Annotated in this window: 9 protein-coding genes and 1 pseudogene; 6 read left to right on the forward strand and 4 right to left on the reverse strand. The window is 60.6% G+C overall.

Annotated features, from left to right (window positions below):
• The first annotated feature begins 490 nt into the window (after positions 1 to 490).
• From ACIOAU_RS13665 to ACIOAU_RS13675, 3 genes are all read left to right on the forward strand, one after another.
• Positions 491 to 9,148, forward strand: coding sequence for a GH36-type glycosyl hydrolase domain-containing protein (locus ACIOAU_RS13665; RefSeq protein WP_401182571.1), 8,658 nt, complete (start codon positions 491 to 493; stop codon positions 9,146 to 9,148).
• A gap of 122 nt (positions 9,149 to 9,270) precedes the next feature.
• Positions 9,271 to 9,999 (forward strand): Crp/Fnr family transcriptional regulator, encoded by a 729-nt coding sequence (locus tag ACIOAU_RS13670; RefSeq protein ID WP_188036370.1) that lies wholly within the window; start codon positions 9,271 to 9,273, stop codon positions 9,997 to 9,999.
• Between the two features lie 247 nt (positions 10,000 to 10,246).
• Positions 10,247 to 10,810, forward strand: a complete 564-nt coding sequence (locus ACIOAU_RS13675) for a DUF1003 domain-containing protein (RefSeq protein ID WP_150571700.1) — start codon at positions 10,247 to 10,249, stop codon at positions 10,808 to 10,810.
• A gap of 51 nt (positions 10,811 to 10,861) precedes the next feature.
• Here the strand turns inward: ACIOAU_RS13675 and ACIOAU_RS13680 are convergent, their stop codons facing one another.
• Both ACIOAU_RS13680 and ACIOAU_RS13685 read right to left on the reverse strand, forming a co-directional pair.
• Positions 10,862 to 11,149, reverse strand: coding sequence for a hypothetical protein (locus ACIOAU_RS13680; RefSeq protein WP_259073516.1), 288 nt, complete (start codon positions 11,147 to 11,149; stop codon positions 10,862 to 10,864).
• A gap of 571 nt (positions 11,150 to 11,720) precedes the next feature.
• Positions 11,721 to 11,942, reverse strand: coding sequence for a hypothetical protein (locus ACIOAU_RS13685; RefSeq protein ID WP_150569167.1), 222 nt, complete (start codon positions 11,940 to 11,942; stop codon positions 11,721 to 11,723).
• 784 nt (positions 11,943 to 12,726) lie between these two features.
• On the opposite strand from ACIOAU_RS13685, the pseudogene ACIOAU_RS13690 reads away from it, so the two are divergent.
• From ACIOAU_RS13690 to ACIOAU_RS13700, 3 genes and pseudogenes are all read left to right on the forward strand, one after another.
• Positions 12,727 to 13,203: pseudogene (locus ACIOAU_RS13690) on the forward strand (hypothetical protein); the annotation flags it as partial.
• Between the two features lie 20 nt (positions 13,204 to 13,223).
• Positions 13,224 to 14,810 (forward strand): ABC-F family ATPase, encoded by a 1,587-nt coding sequence (locus ACIOAU_RS13695; RefSeq protein ID WP_401182576.1) that lies wholly within the window; start codon positions 13,224 to 13,226, stop codon positions 14,808 to 14,810.
• A 211-nt stretch (positions 14,811 to 15,021) separates the two neighbouring features.
• The gene (locus tag ACIOAU_RS13700) at positions 15,022 to 16,212 is read left to right on the forward strand and encodes an MFS transporter (RefSeq protein WP_401182579.1); all 1,191 of its coding nucleotides are present in this window, start codon (positions 15,022 to 15,024) and stop codon (positions 16,210 to 16,212) included.
• Here the strand turns inward: ACIOAU_RS13700 and ACIOAU_RS13705 are convergent.
• Both ACIOAU_RS13705 and ACIOAU_RS13710 read right to left on the reverse strand, forming a co-directional pair.
• A complete protein-coding gene (locus ACIOAU_RS13705) occupies positions 16,180 to 17,223 on the reverse strand; it encodes a dienelactone hydrolase (RefSeq protein WP_188036048.1) in 1,044 nt (347 codons plus the stop codon). The genes ACIOAU_RS13700 and ACIOAU_RS13705 overlap by 33 nt on opposite strands.
• A 149-nt stretch (positions 17,224 to 17,372) precedes the next feature.
• Entirely contained in the window at positions 17,373 to 17,984 is a 612-nt protein-coding gene (locus ACIOAU_RS13710; RefSeq protein ID WP_401182583.1) for an FMN-dependent NADH-azoreductase, read from the reverse strand.
• Between the last annotated feature and the right edge of the window lie 30 nt (positions 17,985 to 18,014).

Here is an 18,014-nt window from a genome sequence, read left to right on the forward strand (position 1 = left end):
CAGGTCTTGCGAAGGGAGGTGACGGGCATGGATGCCCGTCAAGCGCTGCGGGCCAGGATGGCCCGTACAGCGCGGTCCTCCCGGGAGCAAGACCGGAGCGAGGGAACCCCGCAGCGCAGCGGAGGGGCCGGATGTGGAGCCAAGCATTTTTTTGGTTACTTTTTTGGGGCGTTTGCCAAAAAAGTGACTCGCCGTAAGGGCGAAAGGGGCAGTAACAGCCACCACAGAAAACGGATAAGCCCCCGATTGCTGTCTCTCGCCAAAAGCAGCAGCCAGCCAAAAGCGGCCTCTTGGATCGTGCACCTCTAACACAGCCCGTAGCGGCGATCCTGCCTATGTTCGCTAGCGAACAGACTCCCCCCCATGAACACCCCACACTCGTCAGTGGAACGCTGCACCCGGCGGCGCAACGCCCCGCACACCTGGCCTGGCGTAGAACCGCCTTCATTCCACATGCGACTTGCCCTGCGCGGGTCGTGCGAAGGAATTCATGCAAAATATCCTGACTCGCACCCTGTCCAGCCTATGGCGCTCACCGGCCATCTGGCTTCGGTGGAGTGCAGCGCGGCACAAGTTCGAATACGAGCCCATCCTGCGTTCCGACCTGTTCAATGCGCAGCAGATGGCAGATCACGGCATCGTACTGGCCCGCCAACATGTGCTCGGGCGCCTGTCAAGAAAGGACGCCTTGCTGGGCCGCCTGACTGACAATCAACTGCTGCTGGAACGCAGCTGCGCAGCGCTCATGACCGTGCAATTGTCCAGCCGACGCGCCACCCCTGCGGCAGAATGGCTGCTGGACAACTTCTACCTCATCGAAGAAAACATCCGTACCGCCAGAACCCACCTGCCCGACGGCTATAGTCGCGAGCTGCCACGCCTGGCCGAAGGTCCTTCGGCCGGCCTGCCGCGGGTTTACGACATAGCGCTGGAAACCATCGCTCACGGCGATGGCTGGGTTGATGCGCCCAGCCTGGATTGTTTCATCGCCTCTTATCAGACCATCACCCCGCTGACCCTGGGCGAGCTATGGGCCATCCCGATCATGCTGCGCCTGGCGCTGATTGAGAACTTGCGGCGCGTGGCGTCTCGGGTCATGGCAAACCGCGATGACCGTAACCTTGCCGATGACTGGGCCGATCGCTTGATCGAAATGGCCGAGCGCGACGCCAAGAGCGTGGTCTTGACCGTTGCCGACATGGCGCGATCGGCACCGCCAATGACGCCATCATTCGTAGCAGAACTGGCGCGCAGGCTGCACGGGCAAAGCGCAGCATTAATATTGCCGATGGCCTGGATAGAACAAACGCTAGGCGAGTCGGGCCTGACCGTAGAACGCCTGGTGCAGATGGATGCCCAGCAGCAAGCCGGTGACCAGGTGTCCATCAGCAACAGCTTCGCCAGCCTGCGGTTGCTGACGGCGACCGACTGGCGCGAGTTCGTCGAGCTGCTCAGCCATGTCGAACAGGTCTTGTGCACGGATCCGGCAGGCGTCTACGCGAACATGGACTTTGCCACCCGCGATCGTTACCGCCATGTGATCGAACGCCTCGCCCGGCATTGCGTGCAGTCTGAAACCGAGGTGGCACAAGCGGCCATCGAACTGGCTAGCACTCCACAGCTCATGAGCCATGTGAACGGGCATGTGGGCTATTACCTGGTGGCTGGCGGTTTGCCCCACCTTGAGCAGGCGCTGCACGCCAGCGTGCCGCTGCACCAACGCTGGAAGCGCCTGCTGCAGAGCGCCCCGTTGAAGTTCTACCTGTGCCCTGCACTGCTGCTGACGCTGCTGTTAGCCTGGCCGTTTCTCAGCAGCGCTTATCACCGCGGCACACCAACCTGGGGCTTGGTCCTGCTCGCCGTGCCAGCGCTATTGATGACCAGCAGTCTGGCGATTGGCCTGGTCAACTGGCTGGTGACCCTCACGGTAGTCTCCTCGCTTCTGCCGCGCCTAGATTACAGCAAAGGCATACCGGCCGAGGCACGGACGCTGGTGGCGGTGCCGACGATGTTTGCCAACGCCGACGACATCGAGGCGCTAGTGGAAGGCCTGGAAGTGAGATTCCTGGCCAATCGCGATGCCAATCTGCATTTTGCGCTGCTCAGTGACTTCATGGACGCTCCTGCCGAGGTGATGCCCGAGGATGCCGAACTGCTCGCTCTGGCGCGGCAATTGATTGAGGCGCTCAACCACAAATATGCCGATGGCCAGGTCGACCGGTTCTTCCTGCTGCACCGGCCCAGGCACTGGAGTTCGACCGAACGGGTCTGGATGGGGTATGAACGCAAGCGCGGCAAGCTCGCGGAGCTCAACGCGTTGCTGCTTGGTAAAGGAAAGGAGCGCTTCGCATTGATCGTCGGTGATATCGCGCCACTGAGCGCGGTACGCTTCGTCATCACCCTGGACACCGACACCTTGCTGCCCCGCGATGTCGCGCGTCAGTGCATTGGTACCATGATGCACCCGCTTAACCATCCGGTATTCGATCTACAGAGCGGTAAGATCGTCAGCGGCTACGCCATCCTCCAGCCACGCGTAGGGATCAGCTTGCCGAGCACGGCACGTTCGACCTACGCCCGCCTGTTTGGCAGCGATGCGGGTATCGACCCCTATACCCGCGCCGTCTCCGATGTTTACCAGGACCTGTTCCACAACGGCTCCTTCATCGGCAAGGGCATCTATGCCGTCGATGCCTTCGAACAGGCACTCGAAGGCTGCCTGCCCGATAACCGCATCCTCAGCCATGACTTGATCGAAGGCTGCTACGCCCGCTGCGGGTTGCTCAGCGATGTACAACTGTATGAGGAATATCCGTCGCGCTACAGCGCCGATGCCAAGCGCCGACACCGCTGGATTCGCGGAGACTGGCAAGTGCTGTACTGGGCCTTGCCGTGGGCACCGAAGCCCGAGGGAGGATTCGCACGCAACCCCCTGAGCAACCTTGCCCGCTGGAAGATTCTCGACAACCTGCGCCGCAGCCTGGAGCCAGGCGCCTTCCTGGCCATGCTGGTCTGGGGATGGTTGGGTTCGAGCGAAGCCATCTCCTGGACATTGGCGGTGGTCATCCTGGTCTTTGTCCAACCCACGCTGCAGTCAGTACTGGCGCTGGTGCAGAAAGCGGCCGATATTCCCCTAGGACAACACCTCAGCGGGGCATTACGGACCTCGGGCCAGCATTTCATGCGCGCGCTCTTGTCGATTGTCTGGTTGCCGTCCGATGCGTTGTTGAGCTTCGATGCGATTGGCCGCTCATTGTGGCGCATGCTGGTCAGCAAACGCCGCCTGCTGCAATGGCAACCTTCCCGTGAGGTGGAGCGTTCCAGTGGCACCGGTCTGTCAGACATGTATAAAAGCATGTGGATTGCCCCGGCACTGGCGCTGCTGCTATTCGCGGCCCTGCTCCCCTCCCTCGCCGTACTCGCACTGGCGGCGCCTTTGCTGCTGGTGTGGTTGGCAAGCCCGGCGATTGCCTGGTGGATCAGCCTGCCGACCACACCCGCGGAGTTTAGTCCGTCAGCGCAAGACCTGCGTTTCCTGCGCATGCTGTCACGCCAGACCTGGGCGTTCTTTGATCGTTACGTGAGCCCTGAGGACAACTGGTTGCCGCCGGATAACGTCCAGGAAGTACCCAAGCTGACCATTGCGCACCGGACCTCCCCGACCAACATGGGCATGGCCTTGCTCTCGCACCTGGCGGCCCACGATTTCGGTTACCTGAGCGGCGGGCGCTTGCTGGAACGCATCACTGCAATGCTTGAATCCATGGCCGGCCTAGAGCGTCATCAAGGGCACTTCTACAACTGGTACGACACCAAGACACTGCAGCCGCTGGCGCCTAGGTATTTGTCCACCGTGGACAGCGGCAACCTGGCGGGCATGCTGCTCACCTTACGACCGGGGCTGCTGGGATTGATCGACACGCCTCTGTTTGACCGAAGCACCCTGAGCGGCCTGGGCGACACCCTCGATGTGCTTCAACAGGCGTTAGAGGGCGTAAACCTCGATGACCGTGCCGTGCTTGAACTGCGCGTAAAGGTAGAGTCGGCGCTGGTCCAGGACACCCCGGACAACCTCCTGTCATTACTCGATCTAACGGCTGCTTTAACAATCGACAGTCCGCCCAGGGCTGCTGAAGAAGCCCATTACTGGCTACAGGCATTACAGGCGCAGTGCATGGATCTGCGGGCAGAACGACTACTCTTCGAGCTACCGTCGGCACCCGCCCGGGACAAGCCACCCGCACTCACCCTGCGGCAAATGGCCGAGCTCGATTGCACCCTGTGGCTGCCCGCCGATCAGGCGCAAGTTCAGGAGGTACAACGCCTGGCCCGCGCACGAATCATTCATCTTGAGCACCTGGCCGAATTTTGCGCGTCACTGGCCAGCATGGACTTCACCTTCCTCTACGATGCCCAGCGTGACCTGTTCTCGATAGGCTACAACGCCGACGAACGCAGGCTGGACCACGGCTATTATGATCTGCTCGCTTCAGAGGTACGCCTGACCAATTTCGTGGCCATCGCCCAGGGCCAGCTGCCGCAACAGGCCTGGTTCACCCTCGGACGCCTGCTCAGCAACAATCGTGGGGGGCCGGTGCTGCTTTCCTGGTCCGGATCGATGTTCGAGTACCTGATGCCCAACTTGATCATGCCTAGCTATGAAGGGACGCTGCTGGAGCAGACCTGTCGCGCGGCCGTCGCCTTGCAGATCGAGCATGGGAACCAGTTGGGCATCCCCTGGGGCGTGTCCGAGTCGGGTTATAACACCCTCGACGCCCACTTCAATTATCAGTACCGGGCCTTCGGCGTTCCAGGCCTTGGGCTCATGCGCGGGTTGGCCGAGGACACCGTGATTGCACCGTACGCCAGCGCCCTGGCGCTGATGGTCGAGCCGCAAGCGGCCTGTCGCAACCTTCAACGCCTGGCGGCCCAAGGTTCGGCAGGGCGCTATGGCCTGTACGAAGCGGTCGACTACACCGAGGCACGCCTGCCGCGCGGCCAGCACTATGCGGTCGTGCGCTCGTTCATGGCGCACCATCAGGGCATGAGCCTGCTGGCCTTGACCAGCGTGCTGTTGGACCTTCCCATGCAGCGCCGTTTCGAGTCGATCCCGGCCTTCCAGGCGACCGTGTTGTTGCTGCAGGAGCGCGTACCGAAAACCGCCGCGCCCTACCTGCATGCAACCCAGGCACGTGCCACAGGGGAAAACCCGGAGACGCAGGAAACCAGGCTGCGCGTGTTCGCCGATCCCGGGCGCAAACGCCCCGCTGTGCAACTGCTCTCCAACGGCCGTTACCACGTCATGCTCAGCAGTGCCGGGGGCGGTTACAGCCGTTGCAACGACATCGCCGTGACCCGCTGGCATGAAGACGCGACCCGCGACAACTGGGGCATGTTCTGCTACCTGCGCGATGTCAGCAGCGGCGTATTCTGGTCCTCGGCCCACCAGCCGACCCTGCACCGGCCAGAGAGCCATGAGGCGATTTTCAGCGACTCCCGGGCCGAGTTTCGTGTTCGCGAGCTCGACTTCGATACGCACACGGAGATCGTCGTGTCTCCCGAAGACGATATCGAACTGCGCCGGCTGCACATCACCAACCGCGGCCGCGTAAGCCGTAGCCTGGAGATTACCTCCTACGCCGAGGTGGTACTGGCGCCGGCGGTCAGTGATGCCATGCACCCGGCCTTCAGCAACCTGTTCGTGCAGACCGAACTGGTGCCGGCGCTGCAGGCCATCGTCTGCACCCGCAGGCGGCGCTCCACTGAGGAAGCCGTGCCCTGGATGTGCCACCTGCTGGCCGCCCACGGCGTGGACATCGACGCCATTTCCTACGAGACCGATCGAGCGCGATTTATAGGTCGCGGACGCAACGCTTGCGCACCAGCGGCGCTCGATGGCCATGTCCAGCAGCTGTCCGGCAGCGCAGGTTCGGTGCTGGATCCGATCGTAGCCATCCGCTGCCGTATCACGCTGGAACCCGGGCAAACGGCGACCATTGACCTGGTGACCGGCGTCGCGGACAGCCGTGAGGGCTGTCTGTACCTGATCAATAAATACCGCGACCGCCACCTCGCCGATCGGGTCTTCGACTTGGCCTGGACCCACAGCCAGGTGTTGCTGCGCCAACTCAATGTCTCGCAGGATGATGCGCGCCTGTTTGAACAGATGGCTGCTTCGATCCTCTACGCCAATGCCTCGTTGCGCGCGGAAAACAGCATCTTGATGGCCAATCGACGTAATCAATCGAGCCTCTGGGGCCAGGCGATCTCCGGAGACCTGCCCGTCGTCCTGCTGCAGATTTCCACCGTCGAGAACATCGAACTCGTGCACCAGATGGTCAAGGCCCATGCCTACTGGCGGCAAAAGGGGCTGATGGTCGACCTGGTGATCTGGAACGAAGATCAGGCCGGCTATCGCCAGCAACTCCAGGACTTGATCATAGGTGTGGTGACATCCGGCAGCGAAGCCTCGTTGATCGATCATCCCGGGGGCATTTTCGTGCGGCCGGCACAGCAGTTGTCGAACGAGGACCGTACGCTGATCCTGTCGGTTGCACGCCTGGTGCTGAGCGAAGACAACGGCGGCATCGCCGAGCAGGTTCATCGGCGCCATGCCATCCCGGTACACCCGGCGCTCGTCCCCACGTTCAAGCACCAGGCAAAGGCAACACAAGCGACCCTGCCGGCTATCGAAGGTCTGCTGCTGGGCAATGCCTATGGCGGCTTCAGTGCCGATGGCAGCGAGTACGTCATGACCTTGCAGCCTGGCAGGCCGACGCCGGCGCCATGGGCCAACGTATTGGCCAACCCGCACTTCGGCACGGTGATATCCGAAAGTGGTGGCGCTTACACCTGGATGGAAAACGCTCACGAATTTCGCCTGAGCCCCTGGCATAACGACCCGATCACCGACGCCAGCGGCGAGGCGATATATGTGCGCGATGAAGAAACCGGGTATTTCTGGTCGGTGACGCCGCAGCCTTGTCCCGGTACTGGCGCGTACCGGACCCGGCACGGCTTTGGCTATAGCGTGTTCGAGCACGATGAAGACGGAATCCACACCGAGTTGTGGGTGTATGTGGCGCTGGACGCTTCGATCAAATTCTCGCACTTGCAGATTCGGAATCGCTCAGGCCGCGCCAGACGCCTGTCGACGACCTGCTATGTCGAGTGGGTACTGGGCGACTTGCGCAGCAAATCGGCGATGCATGTGGTGACGGAAGCCGACCCTAGCAGCGGCGCATTGTTCGCCAGGAACGCCTATTCGATCGAGTTTGGCGAACGGGTGGCGTTCCTCGATACCGACTCGAGCGACATCCGCATCAGCGGCGATCGCACTGAATTCATCGGTCGCAACGGCAGTCTCAAGACACCAGCGGGACTGCAGCACGCGCGGCTGTCGGGCCGTACCGGTGGCGGCCTGGATCCCTGCGCGGCAATACAGGTTGCCCTTGACCTCGACAACGGTGAAGAGCAGGACGTGGTCTTCCGGCTCGGGGCAGCCAGGGATAAGGCGTCAGCCCTGCGCCTGGTTCATCAATACCGCGGCCTGGCGGCGGCCAGCGCGCAACTGGCGACGGTACGCGAGCATTGGCGTGCGCAACTGGGGGTGATTCAAATCCAGACCCCCGACCCGAGTATCGATGTCATGGTCAATGGCTGGCTGATGTACCAAGTGATCGCCTGTCGCTTCCAGGCCCGCAGTGGCTACTATCAGTCCGGCGGGGCCATCGGCTTTCGCGACCAACTGCAAGACAGCATGGCGATGATCCATGCCGACCCCGCCAGCGTGCGTGGTCATCTGTTGCTGTGCGCAGCCCATCAATATGCCGAAGGCGACGTGCAACACTGGTGGCATCCGCCTCTCGATCGGGGGGTGCGCAGTGGCTGTTCAGACGATTACTTGTGGCTGGCATTGGCGACCAGCCACTATGTCAATGTCACCGCCGACCTCAGCGTGCTGGCAGAACCCGTGGGTTACCTTGAGGGCCGTCCGCTCAATGTCGGGGAAGAATCCTATTACGACCTGCCGGGCAAATCGCACCTGGTGGAAAGCCTCTACCAGCACTGTGTCCACGCCATCGAACACAGCCTGCAGCGCGGCAGCCACGGCCTGCCCTTGATCGGCACGGGCGACTGGAACGACGGGATGAACCGGGTCGGCCAGCTGGGCCGCGGTGAAAGCGTGTGGCTGGGCTTCTTCGGTTTCGACGTTCTGCAGCAGTTTGCCATCACTGCCCAGCTGCATGGAGACCCTGTTTTCGCCCAACGTTGTTCCCGGCAGGCCGCCCTGCTGCAGGCCAGTCTCGAGGAGCATGCCTGGGACGGCGAATGGTACCGGCGCGCCTGGTTTGACGATGGCCAGGTCCTGGGCTCGGCCAACAATGACGAATGCCGCATCGACTCGATCTCGCAAAGTTGGTCGGTACTGTCGGGCGCCGCCTCGCAGACCCGACGCCGCACGGCCATGGCCTCGGTCGAGCAGCACTTGGTACGGCCCGACACAGGCGCGGTCCTGCTGCTCGATCCACCTTTCGACAAGGGCGCGCTTGAGCCCGGCTATATCAAGGGCTATGTGCCGGGTGTACGAGAAAATGGTGGCCAGTACACCCATGCCGCCGTCTGGGCCGGCATGGCCTTCGCCAAGCTTGGCGACAATGCCAGGGCGTGGCGGTTGCTCCACATGATCAACCCCGCGGGCCATGAAGTCGCCAAGCGGATCGAAACCTACAAGGTCGAGCCCTATGTCATGGCTGCCGACGTCTATGGCACGCCGCCCCATGCGGGCCGTGGGGGGTGGACTTGGTACACCGGGTCGGCCGGCTGGACGTACCGCTTCATCGTCGAGTCATTGCTCGGCTTGCAGCGTGTCGGCACTTCATTGCACATCAAACCGCTGCTGGCGCAGGGATGGCCTGGTTACACGCTGCAATACCGTTATGGGGCAACGACTTACCATATCGAGGTGCGGCCAGGCACGACCACTACGCTTGCGATCATGCTGGACGGCGAGTTGCTAGGCCAGGACACGCTTCAACTGTCGGATGATGGCAAGGAACATCAGGTATTAGTGACATGCCCGGTCAAAGCGCATCAGCCAGAAATACAAGGGCACGACAGAACTGTCGAAGCCGATCTTGAGCGCTGAGATGCAGCGACGTTCTCTTGAGCATCGCAGATCGCTGCGGCGGATTCGGTGCGTTGCCGCGCTTAGTGCGCTTTGGAGTAACCTGTCCCCCTCAGGAAATTTTCCCTCGAAGGGCGGCTGATATGTTCGTTGTACCCAGGCCACAACAGAACTACCTGCTGGCAGCGCTTCCGGGGCCAGCGCTGGAGCGCCTCCTACCCCATCTCGAACCGGTCGAGCTGCCACTGGGCAAAGTGCTCTATGAATCCGGCGGTGCCCTGCGGCATGTGTATTTCCCCACCGATTGCATCGTGTCACTGTTGTACGTGATGGAGAACGGCGCCTCGGCCGAGATTTCGGTGGTCGGAAACGAAGGCTTGATCGGCGTGGCAGTCTTCATGGGCGGCGAAAGCACACCCAGTCGTGCCGTTGTGCAAAGTGCCGGGCATGCCTATCGCTTGCCCGGCCAGCAACTCAAGGACGAGTTCAACCGCCATGAAGAGATGCTGATGCTGATGCTGCGCTACACACAGGCACTGATCACGCAAATGGCCCAGACGGCGGTGTGCAATCGCCACCACGCCATCGACCAGCAACTGTGCCGCTGGCTGCTCTTGTCGCTTGATCGCCTACCAGGCAATGAACTGATCATGACCCAGGAATTGATCGCCAACATGCTGGGTGTACGCCGCGAAGGCGTGACCGACGCTGCCGGCAAGCTCCAGCGGCTGGGGGTCATCGAATACAGTCGGGGACATATCAAGATCCTGGACAGGACTCGTCTGGAGGAGCTGAGTTGCGAATGCTACGCCGTGGTCAAAAGAGAAACCGAACGATTGCAGCCTTACTTTCCATGTCCAAGCGACCCATGAAGATGTCCGAAAGGCGGCGTTGGGTCGATAGAGGACATCGGCTAACCCCTGTCGCAGGTTGACCGATTCCTTGCGGACATCGATTTTCACCATTCCTCACTCACCTGAGCTTCTCACGCGCCCCCCCCGCTGCCCGCCAGCGCCTTCCCCTATTCAACGATAACGCCTGCTCGCTAAAGGCGGCGCCTACTGGGAATTCTGGGGGCTAGTCTAGACTGGACATGAGAAATCACCACGGAGCCAGCAGATGGACCCGTTAACCTCTGATCAGTCTAAACCTCATGAAGCTCCTGAAGACGTCGACCATCTCAGGTTTCATCGCGCCCATGAGCATATGCACCACCCCTTTGGTAATGATGCATTTGCCCGCAGAGCCGAAGCTTTCGCCCGTTTTTTTGGCACACCGTTGTTCCTAGGTTCCCAGTCACTCGTGGTTCTTATCTGGATTGGTATCAGCTTATCGGGACTGTCAGCGTTCGATCCCTACCCCTTCATTCTACTGAATCTAGCGTTTAGTCTGCAGGCGGCCTACGCGGCCCCTTTAATTCTTCTGGCTCAAACTCGCCAAGCCGACCGCGACAAAGCGACCTCTGAAGCAGACGCACGACATCGAGAGGCAATTGCCATGGCCAATCAAAGACGGCAGCGGGACGCAGAGATTCACAGCCGGCAGCTACTGCAGTTATTGGAGCAAAATACACACCTCACGGAAGTAACAAAGCAAATGAGTGAAAGAATCGAGGTACTCACTTCGCAGATGCACTCGCACTTGCTTACTTCGTCAGAGAAAGCGCCTACATCTAGTAACTAAGACCCCTCATCTATTACCAGTTTCAAACAGCCCTAGCGCCCGCCAGCGCCTTCAGAGCACATCCGAGGCAGGCAAACCTTCAGTGGCCACGTGCCGTGCCCGGCCCACGCCCCAAGCCAGCGCCCTGCTCATCGACTCACCAGGACGTGCATCGTAGGCCTCCTCATGAATGGCCATACCGCGTGGTGCATATACCCCGATGAACATCTGAGTGCTACCAGTTCGCGACAGACGTACCTGGACATCAATAAACGTTCCATCGTCCAGAGTCTCATCATGAATTCGGTGGTGAAGCGTGGGGTCAGCCCAACCCCAGAAAATATCGCCGCGGATTCGCATGCCGTACTCCTACGACTCAGATAGTTATGAGGTTGTAGTAAGCAAGATAGCGAAAGCGAGGCGGTAATCAACTGCGGCTTAAGAGGCCGAGGGCTTCACCGGACGAGCGGAACCGCCTTACGAATCGACATTGGGCTTATCCAGAGTTGCGGCGAAGCTCATCCATTCATCGAACGCCTCCCGATGCTGGGCGCAGACATAGTCCCATCCAGCACCAGTAGTGCATCCGTAGGCCACCTGGCTCATCGTCGCAGCGGTTTGCATGTCCAGCTTGCGTAGCAGCTCATAAGCTTGAAATCGCCTCTCCCTGTCTAGCTTTGTCACTGTAATCACCGATGTCCAAGGCCAGCCGAATGGCACGCTTATTCGGTAGACCCTTGCAGTACCACTTAAGTCATTAATCCTCCCGATTACACCGAATGACCTTAGAAGTGCGGCCAAGGAATCATCATGTCTGAAGATATCAAGCTGAGCCAGCCACGGTCGTCGTGACGAATACGGAATGTTCCAGCGCCCTGACCTGCCTGACTTCTAGGAGGGTGATGTCGACCGGTGCAAAGCCTGGCGCGCCTCAGCGCCGGATGGTTACAGTCGGGCGCATGCCGCCTATCTGTGCATCGGCATATTCAATCCAGCGCGCGAAGGCATCACGGTGCTGGCGGCACGTTTCCTCCCAATCAATCTGTTCCATCTGCTCGTAGGCTATTTGCTTCATCGTGTCAGCAGCCAAGTCGCTCAGACCCTTGAGAGCCTGGTACGCCTGATATTGGCGCTCATGCCTTTCAGTGTCCATGAGAGTTCATCCGCAAGTAATTAATAGTAGCCACTGATTAAGCGACCTTGGCAAGCGGCGTGAAGGTTCGCTACTTACTCAAAAAGCCGACGAGCGACACTAATATTCACCGCGTACGAAAGCGGAGCCGGCGGAGCCAAGACCAAGATTGAAGCCGTGCGCAACGGAGAGCATCTGATCGAACCTATCTTTTGGGTGAAGTCATGATCGCCGTTGCTCAACTCCGCTCTATCCGGCTCTCAAACTGCGGTGGGTAGTCAGCACTCCCTTCTCATCAAACAAGAAAATCATCTGGTTTCCGCCCTTGTCCTGACAAACAACTCCATCAGTGTTCCCGTCAACAATTCCTTGGCAAGCCATATTCCATACGTATGGACGGATTTGACACTTCAGGGTTTTGCCATCTTGGATAATTAGGTGGTTGGTAGCAGAGATATCTTTTGGATCGGGCTTGGGGCAAGCGCCTTCACCCCAGTTGACACCCTGATGATTTGGTTGTGAAGCACAGCCGGCCAATAGCAGAAGGGGTAAAAGACACCTGACATTCATGAGCACCGTCCTTGGTTATGAAGACATATTCGAGGGTCGTCCACAGAAGCACCTCTTATTGTGCGCCACTTCGCAGTGCCATTTGAAGGCTGTGGAACGTGACTCTCGAAATCAAGCACGGCGGTCGGATCATCTACAGCAAAAGGAGATATGACGAAATGGCTGGAAAGCCAATGGATCCCTACCCAGAGGAATCGAGATCTTCCGCAACTCCCTCCGCATCCGTTTCACATAGACCCTGCTCCGCCGCGTCATCGCTGAAACAGACTGGACGTCAGCCGACGTGAAGCGCAACGCGATCACCAGACTCGCGACGATTCTGGATGCCGCAACCCGTGAGGGTATGCTGACCAAGAACCCAGCAGCGCTGATTGAGCTGCCAAAGCGCTCGAGGAAAGAAATCGACCCGTTCACCCTGGCTGAGGCCAACACCATCATCAGGCAGACGTCGGATCTACACAAACAGTGGGCGCCGGTGCTGAATGAAATGGGGATCAGACGTCGCCCCCCATACAACTGCCGCCACACCTATGCGACAATGTGCGCAATGTCCGGCCTCAATCCCGCATTTATTGCCCAACAGCTGGGTCACAGCGTTCAAATGCTGCTGTCGACGTATGCCCGTTGGCTCAACTCAAGCTCCGATTGGAGCGAGCTGGAAAAACTCAAGATTGGTATCAAATCGGTATCAGCTGAAAAGCCAGCCCCGTAAGTGACTGATAGGTAAGCCCTTTGATCTCCACCGCTAACATCACCATGCAATTCGGCGCCAAGCCGCTGTTCGAAAACGTTTCGGTCAAATTCAACAACGGTAACCGCTACGGCCTGATCGGCGCCAACGGTTGCGGCAAGTCGACCTTCATGAAGATCCTCGGCGGTGACCTCGAGTCGTCCGGTGGCCAGGTGATGCTCGAGCCGAACACCCGCCTGGGCAAGCTGCGCCAGGACCAGTTCGCCTATGAAGACTTCACCGTGATCGACACGGTCATCATGGGCCATGAACAACTGTTCAAGGTCAAGGCCGAGCGTGACCGCATCTACTCGCTGCCGGAAATGAGCGAAGAAGACGGCATGGCTGTCGCCGAACTGGAAACCGAGTTCGCCGAGATGGACGGCTACACCGCCGACTCGCGCGCCGGTGAGCTGCTGCTTGGCCTGGGTATCCCGCTGGAGCAGCACAACGGCCCGATGAGCGAAGTCGCACCGGGCTGGAAGCTGCGCGTATTGCTGGCCCAGGCGCTGTTCTCGGACCCGGACGTGCTGCTGCTCGACGAGCCGACCAACCACCTGGACATCAACACCATTCGCTGGCTTGAAACGGTCCTCACGGCGCGTAACAGCACCATGATCATCATTTCCCACGACCGGCACTTCCTCAACAGCGTCTGCACCCACATGGCTGACCTGGACTACGGTGAGCTGCGCCTGTTCCCTGGCAACTATGACGAGTACATGACTGCAGCGACGCAATCGCGCGAGCAGCTGCTGTCGGACAACGCCAAGAAGAAAGCCCAGATCGCCGAGCTGCAGACCTTCGTCAGCCGCTTCTCGGCCAACGCCTCGAAAGCCAAGCAGGCTACGTCGCGGGCCAAGCAGATCGACAAGATCCAGCTGGCCGAAGTCAAGCCATCGAGCCGGGTCAGCCCGTTCATCCGCTTTGAGCAGAACAAGAAGCTGCACCGTCAGGCCGTGACCATCGAGAAGATGGCCAAGGCGTTCGACAACAAGGTGCTGTTCAAGGACTTCAGCTTCACCGTCGAAGCCGGCGAACGTGTTGCCATCATCGGCCCCAACGGTATCGGCAAGACCACCTTGCTGCGTACCCTGGTCGGTGAACTGCAGCCAGACGCAGGTGCGGTGAAGTGGACCGACAGCGCCGAGGTCGGTTACTACGCGCAGGACCACGCCCACGACTTCGAAGATGACGTCAGCCTGTTCGACTGGATGGGTCAGTGGACCCAGGGCGAGCAGATGATCCGTGGCACCCTGGGCCGGATGCTGTTCTCCAACGACGAGATCCTCAAGTCGGTCAAGGTCATCTCCGGTGGTGAGCAAGGCCGCATGCTGTTCGGCAAGCTGATCCTGCAAAAGCCCAACGTACTGGTGATGGACGAACCGACCAACCACCTGGACATGGAATCGATCGAAGCGCTCAACCTGGCGCTGGAAAACTACCCGGGCACGCTGTTGTTCGTCAGCCATGACCGTGAGTTCGTGTCGTCGCTGGCCACTCGCATCCTCGAGCTGACGCCAGAAGGCGTAGTCGACTTCAGCGGTACCTACGACGACTACCTGCGTAGCCAGGGCGTCGTGGTCTGATCTGTCGCTGACAGGTTGAACCCAGTGCGGGGCAAGCCTGCGCTCATGTGAACCGAGGCATTCGGTCATGTGGGCGCGGGCTTGCCCCGTCGTCGTTTACAGGGCCACGCCAATCCACGCCGTAGTACTGGCAATTCGTTAGCCTGCTTTCATTTCCCTCGCGCAACCGCCATGATGGGGCACGCCCCACCGCCCGCCAGCGAACGAGCCCATGACTGCACAAGTGCCCTCCCCTGATCAAGGCTTTGCCATCACCCGCCAGATTCTTGCGATCGTTTTCTACACCTTCATTACCTTTCTCTGCATCGGCCTGCCGATCGCGGTACTGCCCGGCCACGTGCATGACCAACTCGGCTATGGCGCGGTAATCGCCGGGGTGACCATTGGCCTGCAATACCTGACCACGCTGCTCAGCCGCCCGTTTGCCGGGCGGGTGGCGGATAGCCTGGGCGGCAAACGTGCAATTGGCTACGGGCTGTTGGCGATCATCGGTTGCGGAGTGCTGACGCTGTTCTCGGCCTGGACATTGGCTTGGCCGCAAGCAAGCCTGGCGCTGCTGCTCGGCGGCCGCGTGCTGCTCGGGCTGGCGCAAGGCCTGATCGGTGTAGCGACCTTGAGCTGGGGCATAAATCAGGTCGGTGCCGAGCACACCGCACGGGTGATCTCCTGGAACGGCATTGCCTCGTATGGTGCCATTGCGATAGGTGCACCCGTCGGGGTGCTGCTGGTGGCTGGGCTTAACTTCAGCGTGCTCGGCCCGTTGCTGGTGATCCTTGCAGTGGTTGGCCTGTTCGCCCTGCGTCAACGACCCGATGTGGTGGTAGTGCGTGGCGAGCGCCTTGGCTTCTGGTCAGCGTTCGTGCGCGTGGCGCCGTGCGGCACGAGCCTGATGCTGGCGTCGATCGGCTACGGCACGCTGACCACCTTCGTCACCTTGTACTACCTCGAACGCGGCTGGACCGGCGCTGCGCTGTGCCTGAGCGCCTTTGGTGTGTGCTTCATCATTTCGCGCTTGTTGTTCGTCAACGCGGTCAATCGCTTTGGCGGTTATACGGTGGCGATAACCTGCATGGCGACCGAAGTGGTCGGCTTGACGTCGCTGTGGCTGGCCCCCTCACCGGGATTTGCTCTGCTCGGCGCTGGCCTGACCGGCTTTGGCCTGTCGCTGGTGTACCCGGCGCTCGGCGTCGAAGCGATCAAGCATGTGCCACCGAGCAGCCGTGGTGCCGGCCTGGGCGCCTATGCGGTGTTCTTCGATTTGGCGCTGGCCATTGCCGGCCCGGTAATGGGCGCGGTCGCCGTACATCTAGGTTACGCCTCGATCTTTTGCGTAACCGCCCTGCTGGCGCTATCAGGAGTAGGCCTGACGCTACTGCTGGCGCGGCGAAATCAACGCGGCTGAGCGTTCTGCCGGTTCTGGTGCACCAAGCGCCTGGGTAAAGAAATCAGCCGTTTCACGCTGCAACGAGCGGTGGATCTGGCGCCGGTCGATACCGGCAGCGTCCTGGCAGAGCAGCGGCATGCGTGCATGTTGCTCGTCATCGCAAGGCGCCATGAATACGAAATGCCCGGCGCCGGCCAGCAGGCGGTAATCGGGTGTCACCGGCAACTTGCGCGCCAGCGCATCGGCGTTGTGCTCCAGCGCGAGCAACTGGTCGTTGTCGCCGCTGTACATCAGTACCGGCAGGTGGACGTTGCTCAAGGCATGCCTACCAAACATCAGGCTAAGCGGCGCCATCAACACCATAGCGCCGACGCGCGGGTCGGCATGGGGCGCCAGTTCACTGCGGTCGGCAATCAGCACACCATGGGTTTTACAGGCATCGGCGTCGGTCGGCCGTTCCTGGCAATAGCGCTGCAGACGCTCCAGATCAGGCTGCGCACCGGACAGGATCAGCGCGGTCTCGCCACCTGCCGAATAGCCGATAACGCCGACCTTGCCGTCGTCCAGATAGGGGCCCAGCAACGCATCTGCCCGGGCGGCAGTGATCGCCGCGCTGACCTGCAGCGGGCGCCCGTACAGATTGCTCAGGGTACCCAGCCGGCTCGGATCACGGGCGTTGTCACCAGGGTGGGTCAAGGCGATGACCACAAAGCCCTGGCGGGCAAGGCCTGTGGCCAGGTCATGCAGCGCCAGTGGGCTCCCGGTATTGCCGTGGGAAATGACCAACAGCGGAAAATGCCCAAGCGCCACCGGCGCTTCCTCGGCAGCGCGCAGCTGATAGCCGTCGATACGCAGACTGTGGGTCGCGCCACTGGCAGGATAGAAAGCCAAAGCGTGCATGGGCCGCGCATCTACCGGATCGGTGAGTTGTAGAGCGTGCAGGCCAGCGACCCAAGGCGCGGCATTCGCATGGCCGATCAAGCTGGTGAGCACTACCAGCGCGGCAATCGTTCTTGAGAGGTAGGTCACCGGCGTCTCCCCCGCAGATGGGCGGATGACATCAGCTTAAGGCTCTATGGCTCAGGGCAGATGAAAACTGGATGAAACACACAACGATTGCGGGCAGATGACAGCAAAATTCGCCGCCACCTGCCCGCTTCCATCTGGTTGAACCGTGATCAGGCGGCTGCGAACAGCTCGCCGGCGATCTGCGCCTGGGCAGCGTCGATGGCTGCAGTGCGCTGCTCAGGGCCATAAGCCAAGCCGTGGGCGCGGACGATTTCCAGATCGGTGACACCGATAAAGCCCAGGAACACCTTGAGGAAATCTTCATGACCAGCGCCAGTGGCCTGGCCGGCGTGCAGGCCGCCAGCAGTCGACACCAGGATCACCTTCTTGTTGCCGCACAGGCCTTCTGGGCCGGCCTCGGTGTAGCGGAAAGTCTTGCCGGCTACCGCAACGCGATCGATCCAGGCCTTGAGCTGGGTCGGCACGCTGAAGTTGTACATCGGCGCACCGATCACTACCGCGTCGGCAGCGAGGAATTCGTCCATGGTTTCCTGGCTCAGCCTGGCCTCGAACGCCTGGGCTGCATCACGCGCTTCTTCAGCGGTGCCTGCAGCCAACAGGGTGGCAGCCGCGAAATGGCTGATGGCGTCGGCAGCGAGGTCGCGGTACACCACTTCGATGCTGGCGTCGGCAGCCTGCCAGGCCTGGACCACTTCGCGGCTGAGCTGGCGGGAAGCGGAATTGTCGCCGAGGATGCTCGAATCGATGTGCAACAGTTTCATGGGGACTCTCCAGGATTGGCGACCGCGATA

The sequence above is a fragment of the Pseudomonas sp. NPDC088322 genome, assembly GCF_044740745.1.
Taxonomy (GTDB): Bacteria; Pseudomonadota; Gammaproteobacteria; order Pseudomonadales; family Pseudomonadaceae; genus Aquipseudomonas; species Aquipseudomonas shirazensis.